Below are 15,120 nucleotides of genomic sequence, written 5' to 3'. Positions count from 1 at the left end.
AACCTAAATCCTAAATCCTAAATGGATTATTTCCATACTAGCTTTTACTTTCTGTATTTATGGCTCACTACACGATCATTAGAACAATTAAAGCTGTAACCCTTCTCACCTTACAATCTAAGTTACTAATTTATTTTAAAATTTATTTCATGTAGGGATTTGGTTGAATTTTCGATACATAGGATAGAATGGCTAGGATTTAAATAAAATCTACCTTATAAAATAAAAACATAATTTTTATAGGGAAATGTTATGAAAGCCATTTTAGTTACATTTCTTGGAATAACCTTAGCAGCATGTTCTACCACACCCACGAAAGATACTCAAAAAAATAATATTTCTGAACCCGAAGTAATAGCGGCACAACAAACCTGGTGTAAAGCATTACTTGATATCAGTGCAACCTATGATAAAAGCGGAAAACAGGCAGCAAGTGATCTCGCAAGCAAGGTAATTGATAGCGTATATTTTTATCAAGATGGCCCTGTTTTGTTTAAACCCACATTAACCACAAATCCGCAAACATTCAGAACGACAAAAGAAGGTGCTTTGTCTTATTTCGTGGGAGGAGATTCAAATTATCCTAATGACAAAGGCTTTGCCCTCGGTGGATGGCAAAAATGCGAAGTCGATAATGCAGCTATAAATATATCGGGTGACAGTGCAAGCACTTTAGGCAAAGTCCACTTTACCAATAAGAAAGGCGAAGTAACAACTGTAGATAAAACCTGGAAATTTGTAAAAGATAACGAAGGTAAATTACGAATCGTTGTTCACCATTCTTCGCTTGAGTATAAAGGCAAATAATTACCTCTTAAAGCAAAAAGGCTCGATACCTTATCGAGCCTTTTCTTGCTTATACTGCTAGATTATTCATTGCATTCCAAACTTTAATTGCATCACTCATTTCTTTAACATCATGCGCACGTACCATACAAGCACCTTGCTGAATACTAAGCAAATGCGCCGCTACCGAACCAACCGCTCGATGCTGTGCATCTGCCCCACCCAATGCTTCACCGATAAAACGTTTACGTGATAGGGCTGAAAGAATGGGATAACCCAAGTCATTTAATTTATAAAATTCATTTAATAGTTTTAAGTTTTGCTGTGCATTTTTGGCAAAACCAAAACCCGGATCAATCATGATATTTTCAGGCTTGACTCCTATCTCCAAAGCATCCTGAACCCGTTGCGACAGTTCACGGATGACATCCAGCGTTACATCCTCATATTGATCCAAATTATTCATGGTGGTGGGTTCACCACGCATATGCATAATAATCACAGGAATATTCAGCTGAGCCGCAGTTGCCAAGGCATGCGGACGTGTCAACGCACGGACATCATTCCAGATATGGGCACCTGCTTGTACAGCAGCTTTAATGACTTCAGGTTCCGAAGTATCAATTGAAATGATCACCTCATGTTTCGCCAATTCCTGCACCACTGGTACAACCCGACGAATTTCTTCCTCAACTGACACTGCTGAAGCTCCCGGCCGTGTGGATTCACCGCCCACATCAATCACCGTTGCACCATCTGCAATCATCTGCAAGGCATGAGCCACAGCAGTATCTTTAGCATTATGCTTGCCACCATCACTAAAAGAGTCTGGAGTCACATTTAGAATTCCCATCACATGCGGCGTAGACAAATCCAGCTGCATTTCCCCACATTTCAGCACTCGATTGGGTAATGGTATTAGTCGCATCATGTTTCTCCTTCAAACAGTTGGGCTATTCTAGCAAGTCTGAATTTATACAGACTGAAATCTTTTCATTCCGATCATCATCCCCCATAAAAAAAGAGCCTCAGTTGAGACTCTTTTTAAACATTCAGCTTAGCTGGCCGGTAATGGTGGAGGTGTTGCAGGACCATCTGTCGGGGTTACATCAATCACAGGATTTTCAGCAACATAAACTTTAGGTGGTTGTGGTTCACGACCTTCCATGATGTCACGGATTTGATCACGATCAATGGTTTCCCATTCCATCAACGCTTTCACCATTGCATGCGCGATATCTTTGTTATTTTCCAAGATATGACGAGCAACCTTATATTGTTCATCCAAAATACGACGAACTTCAGCATCCACTTGTTGTTGGGTCGCTTCAGAAATAGTACGGCTACCTACGTTTCCAAAGAAACCATTCTGGTTTTCATCTTCGTAGACCATCACGCCCATTTTGTCTGACATACCGTATTTGGTCACCATTGCACGCGCCATTTTGGTTGCACGTTCAAAGTCGTTGGAAGCACCAGTCGACATCTGGTTAATAAACACTTCTTCAGCAATACGGCCACCGAATAAAATTGAAATTTCATTCAGCATTTTGTCTTTGTAATGACTGGTTTGGTCGTGTTCTGGCAACTGCCAGGTCACACCCAATGCCCAACCACGCGGCATAATAGTCACTTTATGTACAGGATCTGTGCCCGGTAAAATTTCAGCAACAATGGCATGACCTGCTTCATGGTAAGCGGTAGCACGACGTTCTTCTTCGCGAATCACCATCGATTTACGCTCAGGCCCCATGTAGATCTTGTCTTTTGCATCTTCAAAGTCATGCATATCGACAGTATTCTTGTTACGACGTGCAGCGAATAATGCTGCTTCGTTTACAAGGTTAGCCAATTGTGCACCAGAGAAACCAGGTGTACCACGAGCAAGAATTTTCAGATCCACACCTGTGTGTGAAGGCAATTTTTTCAAATGCACGTTAAGAATCTGTTCACGACCTTTAATGTCTGGTAAACCAACCATCACTTGACGGTCAAAACGGCCTGGACGAAGCAAGGCTTTATCAAGTACATCAGCACGGTTAGTTGCAGCGATAACGATAATCCCTTCATTGCCTTCGAAACCATCCATTTCTACCAGCATCTGGTTCAAGGTCTGTTCACGTTCATCGTGACCACCACCGGTACCTGAACCACGGTGACGACCCACAGCATCAATCTCATCAATAAAGATGATACAAGGCGCATGACGTTTTGCCTGTTCGAACATGTCACGTACACGTGATGCACCAACACCGACAAACATTTCTACGAAGTCAGAACCAGAGATACTGAAGAACGGAACTTTGGCTTCACCGGCAATCGCTTTAGCCAGCAAGGTTTTACCGGTACCCGGAGGACCAACCATCAACACGCCTTTAGGAATACTTGCACCCAGACGTTTGAATTTTGAAGGATCTTTTAAGAAGTCAACAATTTCAACAACTTCTTGTTTTGCTTCATCACAGCCGGCAACATCGGTAAAAGTAACTTTAATTTGGTCTTCAGAAAGCATTTTTGCTTTTGATTTACCAAAACTCATTGGTCCGCTTTTACCACCTGCACCACCACCCATGTTGCGCATAAAGAACATGAATAACAAAATGATCAAAAGTACAGGGAAACTAGCGATAAGAAGTTGCATCAACAAACCTTGACGTGCAGGAGCAGTGCCCTCTACGACAACATTATGTTTAATGAGGCTTGGCATTAGTTCTGGGTCTTGAACCGCAGGACGAATACTTTCAAACTCTGAACCGTTTGTTTTTTCACCACGAATTCTTTCGCCATCAATGGTGACTTGCTTAATTTGACCAGCATTCACCGCTGAAACAAACTCTGAATAATTCATTGCAGTCGGTTGATTACGGTCACTGATGTTACTGAAAATCAGAATCAGCACACCCAGTATCACCAGCCACAATACGGCATTCTTGAAGAGATCGCTCAAAGCTTTATTCCCATATCAATCTAATTTGATCATGCCCAGAAATGGATGACCTTAATTTAAGCTGAAGATCAGCTTTGCAATATTTTAAAAATGTACAAAATGCACAATTTTTAACGTCTTGGCAAGTAAACTTTATTTAGAAGCCTTCTTACGACCTTGCCCGATCAAAAATACTTCTTTAGAACGGGCACGTGAAGCAGCGGGTTTTGCCGTCTTCAATACATCAAAGCTATCTACAACTTGTTTACGGAATTCATCAAATCCGGTGCCTTGGAAAACCTTGACTACAAATTGGCCTTTAGGTCCTAAAACCTTATTGGCAAAATCTAAAGCCAGTTCACATAGGTAAATTTGACGCGGTTGATCTACAGCCTTATTACCTGATGTATTGGGGGCCATATCCGAAATTACAACGTCTACAGTCCGTCCGTTTAAAATATTTAACAATTTTTCAAAAACTTCTTCCTCACGGAAGTCACCTTGCAGGAAGGTCACATCAGGCAATGCATCCATAGGCAAAATATCGGATGCAATCAATAACCCTTTATCACCGACTAACTTACCGGCAATTTGCGACCAGCTTCCAGGTGCAGCACCCAGGTCAACGACAGTCATGCCCGGTTTAATAATTTTGTATTTTTCTTGAATTTCAAGAAGCTTATAAGCAGCACGCGCACGATAACCTTCCTTTTGCGCTTTCTTTACAAAAGGATCATCCAAATGCTCGCGCATCCACTCTCGACTACTTTTTGACAACTTCTGGTTGGTAATGCGTGTCGCCATAACTCTCTAAATAATAAAAAACTTCTAATATATGATTGTACGTGAAAAACACCATTGTTGCAGTATACATCTGTATCTAAATCTGATCTTTGGTGATGTTTTTTTCAATTATCTAAATTGATTATTTCAACAGAATATAAAGCGTTTAAACTTGGCATTTGTTATACTAGGCCGTTTTTAAAATTAGGTTATCTTTATGGCGGCTTTATCTATTCAGGAACGTAAACGTTTACGTCAAATTGGTCATGCATTGAACCCGGTGGTTATGCTTGGCGATAAAGGTTTGACTGAAGCTGTGGTTGAAGAACTCAACCGTGCTTTAAACGATCACGAATTGATTAAAGTGAAAATTGTGGCTGAAGATCGTGAAGAACGCGCATCTTTAATTGAAGACCTTTCAGCTCAAACTGGTGCTGAAGTTGTTCAAAAAATTGGTAAAATTGCTTTGCTTTATAAAAAAGCGGCAAAACAAAATGCCAAATTATCTAACTTAGTTCGTCACGCTCATTTATCGAACTAAGCAGATTTCATGGCCAGTTACGAACTTAGCGCCTTTGATCGTCGCTTTCAATCGATCTCCCTAGTTGCTGCGATTGAACAACAAAGCCCATATAGCTTAAATGTGGGCTACTGGTTACGTGATCCCAATCAGCTCATGCAATGGCCTGAAATGGTTCAAGACCATCCTCGTCAGGATTTCTTGTGGGAACACACCTGTTTTGAAATTTTTATTGGGGTACAGGGTGAAGATTTCTATCGAGAAATCAATCTCTCCCCTTCCCAGGCATGGCAAGCGTATCTGTTTGAAGAATATCGTTATCCTGAAGATATGCCGCCGCAAGCTGCCCATGATATTGAGCTCAACCAGCTCAAACGCACCCATTACGGTTTAAATGTGAGCCTGGACTTAACCGAGTTTATGTTAAAGCACAAATTACAGTGGTCGGATCTATTCTTGGGCTTAACGGCTGTACTCCAAACTTCGCAAGGCGAGCAATACTTTGCGATGCAACACAGCAGTCCAAATGCAGACTTTCATAACAAACGTGATTGGCTACATCAGTTTTAAGGCATAGCAGTAATATTCAAATAATAAAAAAGTGAGGCAAAATACCTCACTTTTTTATGTCTGCATTGCGTAGATCTGCAATGTTGACCGAAGGAAAACCAGCATAGCGACCTTCCTCGCCAGTATATAAGTAGATTTCTCTACCTATCTATCAGCTTTTTAAAGTAGGTTCATCATCCGACTTAACCGACACCTTTTTCCACGCATCTAAAGTATGCTCCTTAGAACGTTTTAAAGTTTCAGCCAGATGGTCTTTATGTTTTACTGAAATTTGGCTGACATCCTCTTTTAACTCTTTGCCAAGTTTCGATAAATCTTCAATCACAGCATTAAATTCAGATTTGATGAACTCCTTCAATTCACTTAAATCTTTTTGTGAAAAATTCAATTGCTTCTTAATTGTCTCGATACGTTGCAAAAGATCCTGTTTCAGGGTTTGAATTTGGTCCTGCACATTAGCTTGCAGTTCCTTGGCTTCCACTTTTACATTTTCAGTGGATTCAGTCACCGCTTCAGTGACTTTTTGCTGAGCGTCTTTAGATGCTTGTTCCAACTTGTCAGCACCTTCTGCGACCACTTCTTTTAAAGTGGTTTTTGCTTTCACTGTCTTTTGTTCTACTGTCATGATCTTGTTCCTATAGTTATTGTATGAGAGCACTAGCGTAGTCGGTTTTGATAAAATTTAAGTTTTGATTTGTTAGACAATTCTAATTTGCTTACATTTTATATACACAGCAGCACAAACAGACTTTTCAACAAAACACAAGGCATTTATCTTACATATTCATAGTTAAATAAAATGGACTTTAAAGAGCTTTCTGCGTATAATGCCGTGTTAAGTTCAAGCGAGCAGACATAGGGAGGGTAGGTTTTATAATAGCCTTCCTTTTTTTTCGTCTTCTCGCTTTTTTACAGCCTAAATTTCAGGAGCTTTGGTTTGAGCACCCCAGCAATTTTAGCCCTTGCCGATGGTACTATTTTTAAAGGTACTTCAATTGGCGCATCGGGTAGTACGACTGGTGAAGTCGTTTTCAACACTGCCATGACTGGCTATCAAGAAATTTTGACTGACCCGAGTTATGCACAACAACTTGTCACCCTAACTTACCCACATATTGGTAACACAGGTTGTAATGATGAAGACGCTGAGTCAGGTCGAATTCATAAAGTATGGGCCAACGGATTGATCATTCGTGACCTGCCTTTATTGCATAGCAACTTCCGTTCCGAACAATCACTTGGTGATTACCTTAAACAACACAATGTTGTTGCTATCGCGGATATCGATACACGTAAATTAACGCGTATTCTGCGAGCTAAAGGTGCACAAAACGGTTGTATTCTTGCAGGCGAAAACATCACTGAAGAACAAGCACTAGAAAAAGCACGTGCATTTAGTGGTCTTAATGGTTTAGACCTTGCTAAAGAATGCTGTGACCCTGAAGGTTATGAGTGGACTGAAGGCTCTTGGGCTCTTGGTAAAGGTTTCTCTCAACCAGAACTTAAATTCCATGTTGTTGCATACGATTACGGTGTCAAAACCAACATCTTACGTATGCTCGCAGACCGCGGTTGTAAATTGACTGTAGTGCCTGCACAAACTCCTGCTGCTGACGTTCTTGCACTTAATCCAGATGGCGTGTTCTTGTCGAACGGCCCCGGCGATCCAGCTGCATGTGACTACGCAATTGAAGCTGTAAAAACAATTGTAGAAACCACAGAAATTCCGGTATTTGGTATTTGTTTAGGTCACCAAATTCTTGCACTTGCATCAGGTGCAAAAACTGTGAAAATGCCTCACGGTCACCACGGTGCCAACCATCCTGTACAAAATCTTGAAGATGGTACAGTAATGATTACTTCTCAAAACCACGGCTTCGCAGTAGATACAGACACGCTACCGGCTAACTTGAAAGCTACGCACAAATCATTGTTCGACCAAACCTTACAAGGTATGCATCGCACAGATAAACCTGCGTTCAGCTTCCAGGGTCACCCTGAAGCAAGCCCTGGTCCACATGACTGCGCACCACTGTTCGATCATTTCATCGAACTTATCGAAGCATCTAAGAAGTAATTAAGGAAGCATCATGGCTAAACGTACAGACATTAAAAGCATCTTAATTATCGGTGCTGGTCCAATTGTGATTGGTCAGGCTTGTGAGTTTGACTATTCTGGCGCGCAAGCGTGTAAAGCACTTCGTGAAGAAGGCTACCGCGTTATTTTGGTCAACTCTAACCCAGCGACCATTATGACTGACCCTGCAATGGCAGATGCGACGTATATCGAACCGATTACTTGGCAAACTGTTGCTGCAATCATTGAGAAAGAACGCCCAGATGCTGTTCTTCCTACAATGGGTGGTCAAACAGCATTGAACTGTGCCCTTGCCCTTGATGAGCATGGCATTCTTGCAAAATACAATGTTGAATTGATCGGTGCGACTAAAGAAGCAATCGAGAAAGCTGAAGACCGTAAACTCTTCGACATCGCGATGCGTAAAATTGGTCTTGAATGTCCAAAAGCTGACATTGCCGAGTCAATGGAAGAAGCTTTGGCAATTCAAGCACGCTTCGGTTTCCCTGTAATTATCCGTCCTTCATTCACCATGGGTGGTTCAGGCGGCGGTATCGCTTACAACCGCGAGGAATTCATTGAAATCTGTGAACGCGGTTTCGATCTTTCTCCGACTAAACAATTATTGATCGATGAATCTCTAATTGGTTGGAAAGAGTACGAGATGGAAGTTGTTCGTGACAAAAATGACAACTGTATCATTGTATGTACTATTGAAAACTTTGACCCAATGGGCGTGCATACAGGTGACTCAATCACTGTAGCTCCTGCGCAAACATTGACTGACAAGGAATTCCAATTACTACGTAACGCTTCTTTAGCTGTACTTCGTGAAATTGGTGTTGAAACTGGCGGTTCAAACGTTCAGTTCGGTATTAACCCGAAAGACGGCCGTATGGTTGTGATCGAGATGAACCCGCGTGTATCTCGTTCATCTGCGCTTGCATCTAAAGCAACGGGTTTCCCTATTGCGAAAATTGCTGCGAAACTGGCAGTTGGTTACACGCTTGATGAATTGAAAAATGACATCACTGGCGGTACGACTCCTGCATCTTTCGAACCTGCAATTGACTACGTTGTAACCAAGATTCCTCGTTTCAACTTCGAAAAATTCCCGCAAGCTGACGCAACGCTTACAACTCAGATGAAATCTGTGGGTGAAGTGATGGCGATTGGCCGTAATTTCCAGGAATCAGTGCAAAAAGCACTTCGTGGTCTTGAAGTGGGTGCTTGCGGTTTTGACGAAAAAATCGCTGTAGGTACTGAAGGCGCGAAAGACAAGATTTTGGTTGAACTTAAAGTTCCAGGTCCAGAGCGTATTTGGTATGTTGCTGATGCATTCCGTCACGGTTTCACATTAGACGAAGTATTTGCTGCAACCAACATCGACAAGTGGTTCCTGATTCAAATCGAAGACATCATCAAAACTGAAGAACAAATCAAATCTTTAGGTTTTGGCGATTTAAATGCTGACAATATTCGTGCATTTAAACGCAAAGGTTTATCTGACCTTCGCATCGCTGGTTTGATGGGCATTTCACAAAAACAATTCCGTAAACAACGTTGGAACTTGGGCGTTTACCCAGTTTACAAACGTGTTGATACATGTGCGGCAGAGTTCGAATCTGACACAGCTTACATGTACTCAACTTACGATGAAGAATGTGAAGCGAATCCGTCTGCTAAAGATAAGATCATGGTGATCGGTGGCGGTCCTAACCGTATTGGTCAAGGGATCGAATTCGATTACTGCTGTGTACACGCTGCCCTTGCAATGCGTGAAGACGGTTATGAAACAATCATGGTGAACTGTAACCCTGAAACTGTTTCTACCGACTATGACACTTCAGATCGTTTGTACTTCGAACCGATTACCCTTGAAGATGTACTTGAAATTGTACGTTTAGAGAAGCCTAAAGGCATTATCGTTCAGTACGGTGGTCAAACTCCGCTTAAACTGGCTCGTGCTTTAGAAGAAGCGGGTGCGCCAATTATCGGTACATCTCCTGATGCAATTGACCGCGCAGAAGACCGTGAACGTTTCCAGCAAATGATTCAACGTCTGCAACTTCGTCAACCAAACAACAGCATCGTAAAATCTGCTGAAGAAGGTATGGCTGAAGCGTCTAAAGTAGGCTACCCACTTGTAGTACGTCCCTCGTATGTACTTGGTGGTCGTGCGATGGAAATCGTTTACAACGATGACGAATTGAAACGCTACCTACGTGATGCGGTTCAAGCATCAAACGAAGCGCCTGTTCTTCTTGATCGCTTCCTTGACGATGCAATCGAAGTTGACGTGGACTGCGTATCTGACGGTAAAGACGTTGTGATTGGCGGTATTATGCAGCACATCGAACAAGCCGGTATTCACTCAGGTGACTCTGCATGTTCTATTCCTCCTTATTCTTTATCTAAAGAAGTTCAGGACGAAATGCGTCGTCAAACAGTTGCAATGGCGAAAGAGCTTGGCGTAATCGGTTTGATGAACGTACAGTTTGCTGTGAAAGGTACTGACGTATACATCTTGGAAGTGAACCCACGTGCATCACGTACGGTTCCGTTCGTTTCTAAATGTATCGGCGAATCTTTAGCGAAAGTTGCTGCGCGTTGTATGGCTGGTCAATCTCTTGTGTCGCAAGGCTTCACTACAGAGATTATTCCTGAACATTTCTCTGTAAAAGAAGCTGTGTTCCCATTCAACAAGTTCCCTGGCGTTGACCCAATTCTTGGCCCTGAAATGAAATCTACAGGCGAAGTGATGGGTGTTGGTAAAACATTTGGTGAAGCGTTCTATAAAGCTGTGTTAGGCTCTAACGATCGTTTACCTGGTCTTCCAACCGAAGGTGAAGTAAAACACGCATTCTTGTCTGTACGTCACTCAGATAAACCTCGTGCAGTGGGGATTGCTAAACAGTTAACTGATCTTGGCTTCAAAGTGATCGCTACTGGCGGTACTTATGATGTCATTAAAGAAGCTGGTATTGCATGTGAACGTGTGAACAAAGTCACAGAAGGCCGTCCTAATATCGTGGACCGCTTGAAAAATGGCGAAGTTCAGCTCATTATCAATACGACTGAAGGCAAACAGGCTCAAGAAGATTCATTCTCGATCCGTCGCTCTGCACTTCAAGGCAAAGTGTATTACACAACTACCTTGAACGGTGCCGATGCTGTATGCCAAGCCTTAGCAATTAAGTTGCCAATGGACGTATACCGCTTGCAAGACCTTACTAAAGGTTAATTAAGTTACCGAGAAGTCCCGTCACCTCTCGGTGGCGGGCTTTTTTCATTTATAAATCAGTAGCTTTACTGATTTTTACTTTTTACAAATATGAGGGACAACAATGCAACGTTATCCTATGACTCCCGAAGGCAAAATTGCCCTAGAGAAAGAATTACAGCAACTTAAAAGTGTTGACCGTCCACGTATCATTGCAGCAATTGCTGAAGCACGTGAACATGGGGATTTGAAAGAAAACGCTGAATATCATGCTGCGCGTGAGCAGCAAGGTTTCTGTGAAGGCCGTATTCAAGACATCGAAGGCAAATTGGGCGCAGCTCAAGAAATTGATGTAAAAACACTTGAGCAAAATGGCCGTGTAGTTTTTGGTGTAACGATAACGATTGAAAATATCGACACTGAAGAACAAAAGACCTATAAAATTGTTGGCGATGACGAAGCAGACTTTAAGATCAACAAGATCTCAGTAAACTCTCCGATCGCACGTGGCCTGTTGGGCAAAAACGAAGGCGACGAAGTGAAAATCGTTACTCCGCAAGGCGAAGTTGAATACGAAATTGTGAAAGTTGAATATCTCTAAGTCTTAGATATTTTAGGCTGTAAAAACCCCTCCTAATGAGGGGTTTTTATATTCAGACAATTGATTATAAATAACCCTACTCTATCCTTCCTTTAAGAATCCTGACGCAAAGAGCTGAAAGGCATGTAAGGCTTCTGGTAATACCTGCTCAGGATGTTCGCTGGAAGCCACCCATAATGCAGCATTCATGGCTGCCCCATTTAAAAATACGGCAGCCGCTTCTGAATCTACAGTTTTAATCCGGTTTATCGCCAACAACTGTCCAACGCACTCACGGGTAGACTGCAAGCATTTGTTTTGACTTGGCCAATGCGCCGGATCACCCAGTACCGCAGGTCCATCGCGTAGCACAATACGCTGAAATTCAGGATTCAAGGCATTCTCAATATAGGTGCGCCCTTCCAGCATTAGACCTTCCCATAAATCCTGAGGTTGCCCCAGATGTTGCCCGGCATATTCAGCCATTTCTGAATCAATTTGATCGACCACAGCAGCAAATAAACCACGTTTATCGCCAAAATGATGGTACAGCGCGCCACGGGTCAGCCCTGCTTCTGCGGTGAGTTTATCCATTGAAGTATCCGCATAACCATATTCAGCAAATGCGCGACGTGCCACTTCTATGAGTTTTTTACGGGTTTCCGCCATTTTTAGTTCACGAACAGACATTAATTTAATTACCTCATCAATATACAAATTTTAATTGACATACGTCTCGTATGTCAATTATGTTTACATACGAAACGTATGTAAAAACCTAAGCCACTTTTAAAATATTTTTTAAATTAGACATTGAGTGAGAATAGTCATGACTAGAACTGCAATATTTCCGCAAGATCGCCATACTTTATATGAACAACATGGTTACTCTGCTGCGATCAAATCAGAAGATTTACTCTTTGTATCGGGTCAGGTCGGTAGCCGTGAAGATGGTAGCCCTGAACCGGACTTCGAGAAACAGGTAGAACAGGCTTTTAAAAACTTGGCTGCTACATTAGCAGCGGCAGGTTGTACTTTCGATGATATTGTCGATGTCACCACTTTTCATACCGATCCTGAACAGCAATTTGAAACTATTATGAAAGTTAAAAATCAGGTGTTTACGCAAAAACCTTATCCAAATTGGACAGCTATTGGCGTGACATGGCTGGCTGGTTTTGACTTTGAAATCAAAGTGGTTGCACGTATACCTCAATGATCTCAGGCAATGTAAAAACTTGCTTTCAAAATCAGCTCATTTGTTGAATTGGATTGTTCGCCAGCTTAAAGATCAATTCGGTATAATGGCGCATTCCTTATTGTTGTATCCCGGTTATGGCTGAAAAGTTGATTAATTCCCCTGTAAAGCACTGGTGCGAGTTCGAATTCATCGCGAAAACGGTGAAGAATCCGAATATTCATATCAAAGGTAATTACAGCTATTACTCGGCTTATTGGGATCAAGGTTTTGAACGTTGTGTGGTGCGTTATCTGCATGATAAGCCAGCGACACCTGAGAAACCCATAGACCAGCTTTATATCGGCAACTTTGTCTGTTTTGGCGCAGAATGCGTGATTATGATGGGTGGTAATCAACTGCACCGTACCGACTGGATTTCAGCGTTTCCATTTGATACACGCAGTTTTGTTCCTGCTGGCAACACAGTGATTGGTGATGGCTGCTGGATTGGCTCTCGTGCCATGATTATGCAAGGCGTTAAGCTGGGTGAAGGTGCAGTTGTGGCAACAGGTGCTGTCGTTACCAAAGATGTACCACCTTATGCTGTTGTCGGTGGCGTACCCGCAAAAATTATTAAATTCCGTTTTTCCGAAGCTGATATAGAAAAACTATTTTCCCTCAAGCTATATGACATGGATGAAAAGCAGTTTTTAAAGATGCGTGAGCAGGTACAGACGGATGATATTGATAAATTAGTTCAATATTTTAATCTATAATAGATTAAAGCCCTTTATCTATGTATGACTGCCAATCTTTAATAAAATTATTTGAATGATCCAGTTCAGAAATTGATACATCTTTCAATATACTAATCAATTGATATTCAGGATCATTACTCTTCTTAGTACTCTCATATGCAACAAGAAGCTTATCAATAAATGTATCTGTAATCTCCCAGTCCTTCTCCAAAATCAATCTAAACCACTCTGATTCTCGAATATCACTAATTCCATTAGAACCCCATGTACTCAAATTATGTTTTTGCATAAAACGGCGTTTATCAGTACATAAATATTCATTTATTTTTTTAACGACTGAATTGATAAAAATATGATAATTTACATAAGGTTCCTGTCCCATTATCAAACTAATTAAAATTAAATTTTTCTTTTGACTTGATGTTCGCAACAAAGCATATTTATTCAGATTTTTTATCAATTCTCTACTATTTAGCTTTTTATCAAGCTGTAATCCTAATAACCAATAAAACAATTCACTTCTGTCATCGAGAGAATTCAACTCACCAATCCTAAATAACTGATGTTTTATTACCTCTTCAAAATCATAAGTATCACTTTCACTAGACATATGAATCGTGAAATCTACAAACTTTTCGAGATAATCACCATTCATCTCAGAATCATAACCATAAAAATTTTTGACTGATTGTAATAGTTGAGGCTTATTCATAACTAAAACAAATACAATTTTCGGGATATCGAAAAAATGTTTAATCCGCTCAATTAAACGAATCGCAAAATCTGGTCGGCAACGATCTAGCTCATCAATTATAAATACCAAAGGTTTATCTAATTTTTCAGCGAGTTTAGCTAATTCATTTTTAAAGTCTTGAATCGTTTCTTTCTCAATATGATGATTATTAATTTTCTCCTCTATTTTTTTTTACTTTTTCTGTAATTTGGTCGCTTGATAAATCATATAGTTCTTTCCCCTCCTTATAAGTTTGCTGAGCAGCTTCACCTAAAGCACCTAAACCAATCATATGTAAGCCTGCACGAGCAGCAATCATAGGAATAATCGAAGCTAAAGAAATTAATACTGAAGCTGTCTTTGAATTAAAGTCTTCAATCTCTTCAGCACCGATTTCATTGGAGTCTTTAAAAGCTTGACTAATCTCTGCTGCAATTGTCAAAAATGGATCATCTAAATAATCATTTGCAAATGCATCCAAATAAATCACATTATGATTTGAATCATCTAAATGTTTAGCCCAATGACGTACAAACCATGTTTTTCCTTCACCCCAACGTGCATCCAATGCCAATACAGCACCACACTGCAAACGATCTACATAATTTGTGAGTTGAATCCCTAAACGACGGCGATCCCACAGATCTCCTTTCCATGCTTCAGTAATATTTTCAAAATTATCTTTTGCCCAATTGAGCTGATTATGTTCATTCATTTCTATTTCATTATCAATAGGTTAATAAATCTATAATAAGACAATTCTAAGCAACAGTTCACAGGTATTTTTACACATAGTTACAAATAAAAAATCTGCTTACAATTTCATCATACTTTAGTTTTAAACCCACTAATTTTCCATCCAATCCATGTTAGATTAAATTACAAAAAAATTTAGCGGATTTAATTATCCCTATGAAATTACTAGGTTTTGTTTTATTTTAAAACGCCTAGTATCAAATTTCAAACAGTTCCATGTACAGAAAT

The 15,120-nt window shown here is 40.8% G+C and carries 15 protein-coding genes; 8 read left to right on the top strand and 7 right to left on the bottom strand.

Annotated elements, in window-relative coordinates:
- Positions 1–252: 252 nt before the first annotated feature.
- Complete coding sequence (locus LZZ98_RS00860; RefSeq protein WP_237786250.1) at positions 253–807, top strand: hypothetical protein; 555 nt, start codon at positions 253–255, stop codon at positions 805–807.
- Positions 808–856: 49 nt separating this feature from the next.
- Here the strand turns inward: LZZ98_RS00860 and folP are convergent, their stop codons facing one another.
- From folP to rlmE, 3 genes are all read right to left on the bottom strand, one after another.
- Entirely contained in the window at positions 857–1,714 is an 858-nt protein-coding gene (gene folP, locus LZZ98_RS00855) for a dihydropteroate synthase (protein ID WP_237786389.1), read from the bottom strand.
- Positions 1,715–1,843: 129 nt separating this feature from the next.
- Complete coding sequence (gene ftsH, locus LZZ98_RS00850) at positions 1,844–3,733, bottom strand: ATP-dependent zinc metalloprotease FtsH (RefSeq protein ID WP_086176187.1); 1,890 nt, start codon at positions 3,731–3,733, stop codon at positions 1,844–1,846.
- Between the two features lie 132 nt (positions 3,734–3,865).
- A complete protein-coding gene (gene rlmE / locus LZZ98_RS00845; protein ID WP_086176188.1) occupies positions 3,866–4,516 on the bottom strand; it encodes a 23S rRNA (uridine(2552)-2'-O)-methyltransferase RlmE in 651 nt (216 codons plus the stop codon).
- A 196-nt stretch (positions 4,517–4,712) separates the two neighbouring features.
- On the opposite strand from rlmE, the gene yhbY reads away from it, so the two are divergent.
- Together yhbY and LZZ98_RS00835 are read left to right on the top strand one after the other, a co-directional pair.
- Positions 4,713–5,036 (top strand): ribosome assembly RNA-binding protein YhbY, encoded by a 324-nt coding sequence (yhbY, locus tag LZZ98_RS00840; RefSeq protein ID WP_237786249.1) that lies wholly within the window; start codon positions 4,713–4,715, stop codon positions 5,034–5,036.
- 9 nt (positions 5,037–5,045) lie between these two features.
- Positions 5,046–5,585, top strand: a complete 540-nt coding sequence (locus tag LZZ98_RS00835; protein WP_237786248.1) for a DOMON-like domain-containing protein — start codon at positions 5,046–5,048, stop codon at positions 5,583–5,585.
- Positions 5,586–5,736: 151 nt separating this feature from the next.
- Here the strand turns inward: LZZ98_RS00835 and LZZ98_RS00830 are convergent, their stop codons facing one another.
- Positions 5,737–6,210: a hypothetical protein gene (locus tag LZZ98_RS00830; protein WP_237786247.1), complete on the bottom strand. Its 474-nt coding sequence runs from the start codon at positions 6,208–6,210 to the stop codon at positions 5,737–5,739.
- Positions 6,211–6,522: 312 nt separating this feature from the next.
- Between LZZ98_RS00830 and carA the strand changes: the two genes are divergently transcribed.
- The 3 genes from carA (at position 6,523) to greA (ending at position 11,486) form a co-directional block, all read left to right on the top strand.
- Positions 6,523–7,662, top strand: a complete 1,140-nt coding sequence (gene carA, locus LZZ98_RS00825; RefSeq protein WP_237786246.1) for a glutamine-hydrolyzing carbamoyl-phosphate synthase small subunit — start codon at positions 6,523–6,525, stop codon at positions 7,660–7,662.
- Positions 7,663–7,675: 13 nt separating this feature from the next.
- Positions 7,676–10,906, top strand: coding sequence for a carbamoyl-phosphate synthase large subunit (gene carB / locus LZZ98_RS00820; protein WP_237786245.1), 3,231 nt, complete (start codon positions 7,676–7,678; stop codon positions 10,904–10,906).
- Positions 10,907–11,009: 103 nt separating this feature from the next.
- Positions 11,010–11,486 carry a transcription elongation factor GreA gene (gene greA / locus LZZ98_RS00815; protein WP_237786244.1) on the top strand — a complete coding sequence of 159 codons (477 nt, stop codon included), beginning with the start codon at positions 11,010–11,012 and terminating at the stop codon, positions 11,484–11,486.
- A gap of 81 nt (positions 11,487–11,567) precedes the next feature.
- Here the strand turns inward: greA and LZZ98_RS00810 are convergent, their stop codons facing one another.
- Positions 11,568–12,155, bottom strand: a complete 588-nt coding sequence (locus tag LZZ98_RS00810; RefSeq protein WP_237786243.1) for a TetR/AcrR family transcriptional regulator — start codon at positions 12,153–12,155, stop codon at positions 11,568–11,570.
- A 139-nt stretch (positions 12,156–12,294) separates the two neighbouring features.
- On the opposite strand from LZZ98_RS00810, the gene LZZ98_RS00805 reads away from it, so the two are divergent.
- Both LZZ98_RS00805 and LZZ98_RS00800 read left to right on the top strand, forming a co-directional pair.
- Positions 12,295–12,684, top strand: coding sequence for a RidA family protein (locus LZZ98_RS00805; RefSeq protein WP_237786242.1), 390 nt, complete (start codon positions 12,295–12,297; stop codon positions 12,682–12,684).
- A gap of 116 nt (positions 12,685–12,800) precedes the next feature.
- The gene (locus LZZ98_RS00800; protein WP_237786241.1) at positions 12,801–13,421 is read left to right on the top strand and encodes a CatB-related O-acetyltransferase; all 621 of its coding nucleotides are present in this window, start codon (positions 12,801–12,803) and stop codon (positions 13,419–13,421) included.
- Positions 13,422–13,425: 4 nt separating this feature from the next.
- Here LZZ98_RS00800 and LZZ98_RS15550 read toward each other — a convergent pair whose 3' ends face one another.
- Positions 13,426–14,280, bottom strand: a complete 855-nt coding sequence (locus tag LZZ98_RS15550; RefSeq protein ID WP_330848183.1) for a KAP family P-loop NTPase fold protein — start codon at positions 14,278–14,280, stop codon at positions 13,426–13,428.
- Between the two features lie 25 nt (positions 14,281–14,305).
- Complete coding sequence (locus tag LZZ98_RS15545; RefSeq protein ID WP_330848182.1) at positions 14,306–14,851, bottom strand: P-loop NTPase fold protein; 546 nt, start codon at positions 14,849–14,851, stop codon at positions 14,306–14,308.
- Positions 14,852–15,120 lie beyond the last annotated feature (269 nt).

It is taken from the genome of Acinetobacter sp. SM34 (assembly GCF_022012365.1).
Lineage (GTDB): Bacteria > Pseudomonadota > Gammaproteobacteria > Pseudomonadales > Moraxellaceae > Acinetobacter.
Note: the sequence above shows the minus strand (reverse complement) of the source record. Positions and strands in the feature narration are given on the sequence as shown.

Bases quoted from the DNA above. Each gene is read 5' to 3' on its own strand.
- LZZ98_RS00860 (WP_237786250.1), top strand. From the start codon at position 253: ATGAAAGCCATTTTAGTTACATTTCTTGGAATAACCTTAGCAGCATGT.
- folP (WP_237786389.1), bottom strand. From the start codon at position 1,714: ATGCGACTAATACCATTACCCAATCGAGTGCTGAAATGTGGGGAAATG.
- rlmE (WP_086176188.1), bottom strand. From the start codon at position 4,516: ATGGCGACACGCATTACCAACCAGAAGTTGTCAAAAAGTAGTCGAGAG.
- yhbY (WP_237786249.1), top strand. From the start codon at position 4,713: ATGGCGGCTTTATCTATTCAGGAACGTAAACGTTTACGTCAAATTGGT.
- LZZ98_RS00835 (WP_237786248.1), top strand. From the start codon at position 5,046: ATGGCCAGTTACGAACTTAGCGCCTTTGATCGTCGCTTTCAATCGATC.
- LZZ98_RS00830 (WP_237786247.1), bottom strand. From the start codon at position 6,210: ATGACAGTAGAACAAAAGACAGTGAAAGCAAAAACCACTTTAAAAGAA.
- carB (WP_237786245.1), top strand. From the start codon at position 7,676: ATGGCTAAACGTACAGACATTAAAAGCATCTTAATTATCGGTGCTGGT.
- greA (WP_237786244.1), top strand. From the start codon at position 11,010: ATGCAACGTTATCCTATGACTCCCGAAGGCAAAATTGCCCTAGAGAAA.
- LZZ98_RS00810 (WP_237786243.1), bottom strand. From the start codon at position 12,155: ATGTCTGTTCGTGAACTAAAAATGGCGGAAACCCGTAAAAAACTCATA.
- LZZ98_RS00805 (WP_237786242.1), top strand. From the start codon at position 12,295: ATGACTAGAACTGCAATATTTCCGCAAGATCGCCATACTTTATATGAA.
- LZZ98_RS00800 (WP_237786241.1), top strand. From the start codon at position 12,801: ATGGCTGAAAAGTTGATTAATTCCCCTGTAAAGCACTGGTGCGAGTTC.
- LZZ98_RS15545 (WP_330848182.1), bottom strand. From the start codon at position 14,851: ATGAATGAACATAATCAGCTCAATTGGGCAAAAGATAATTTTGAAAAT.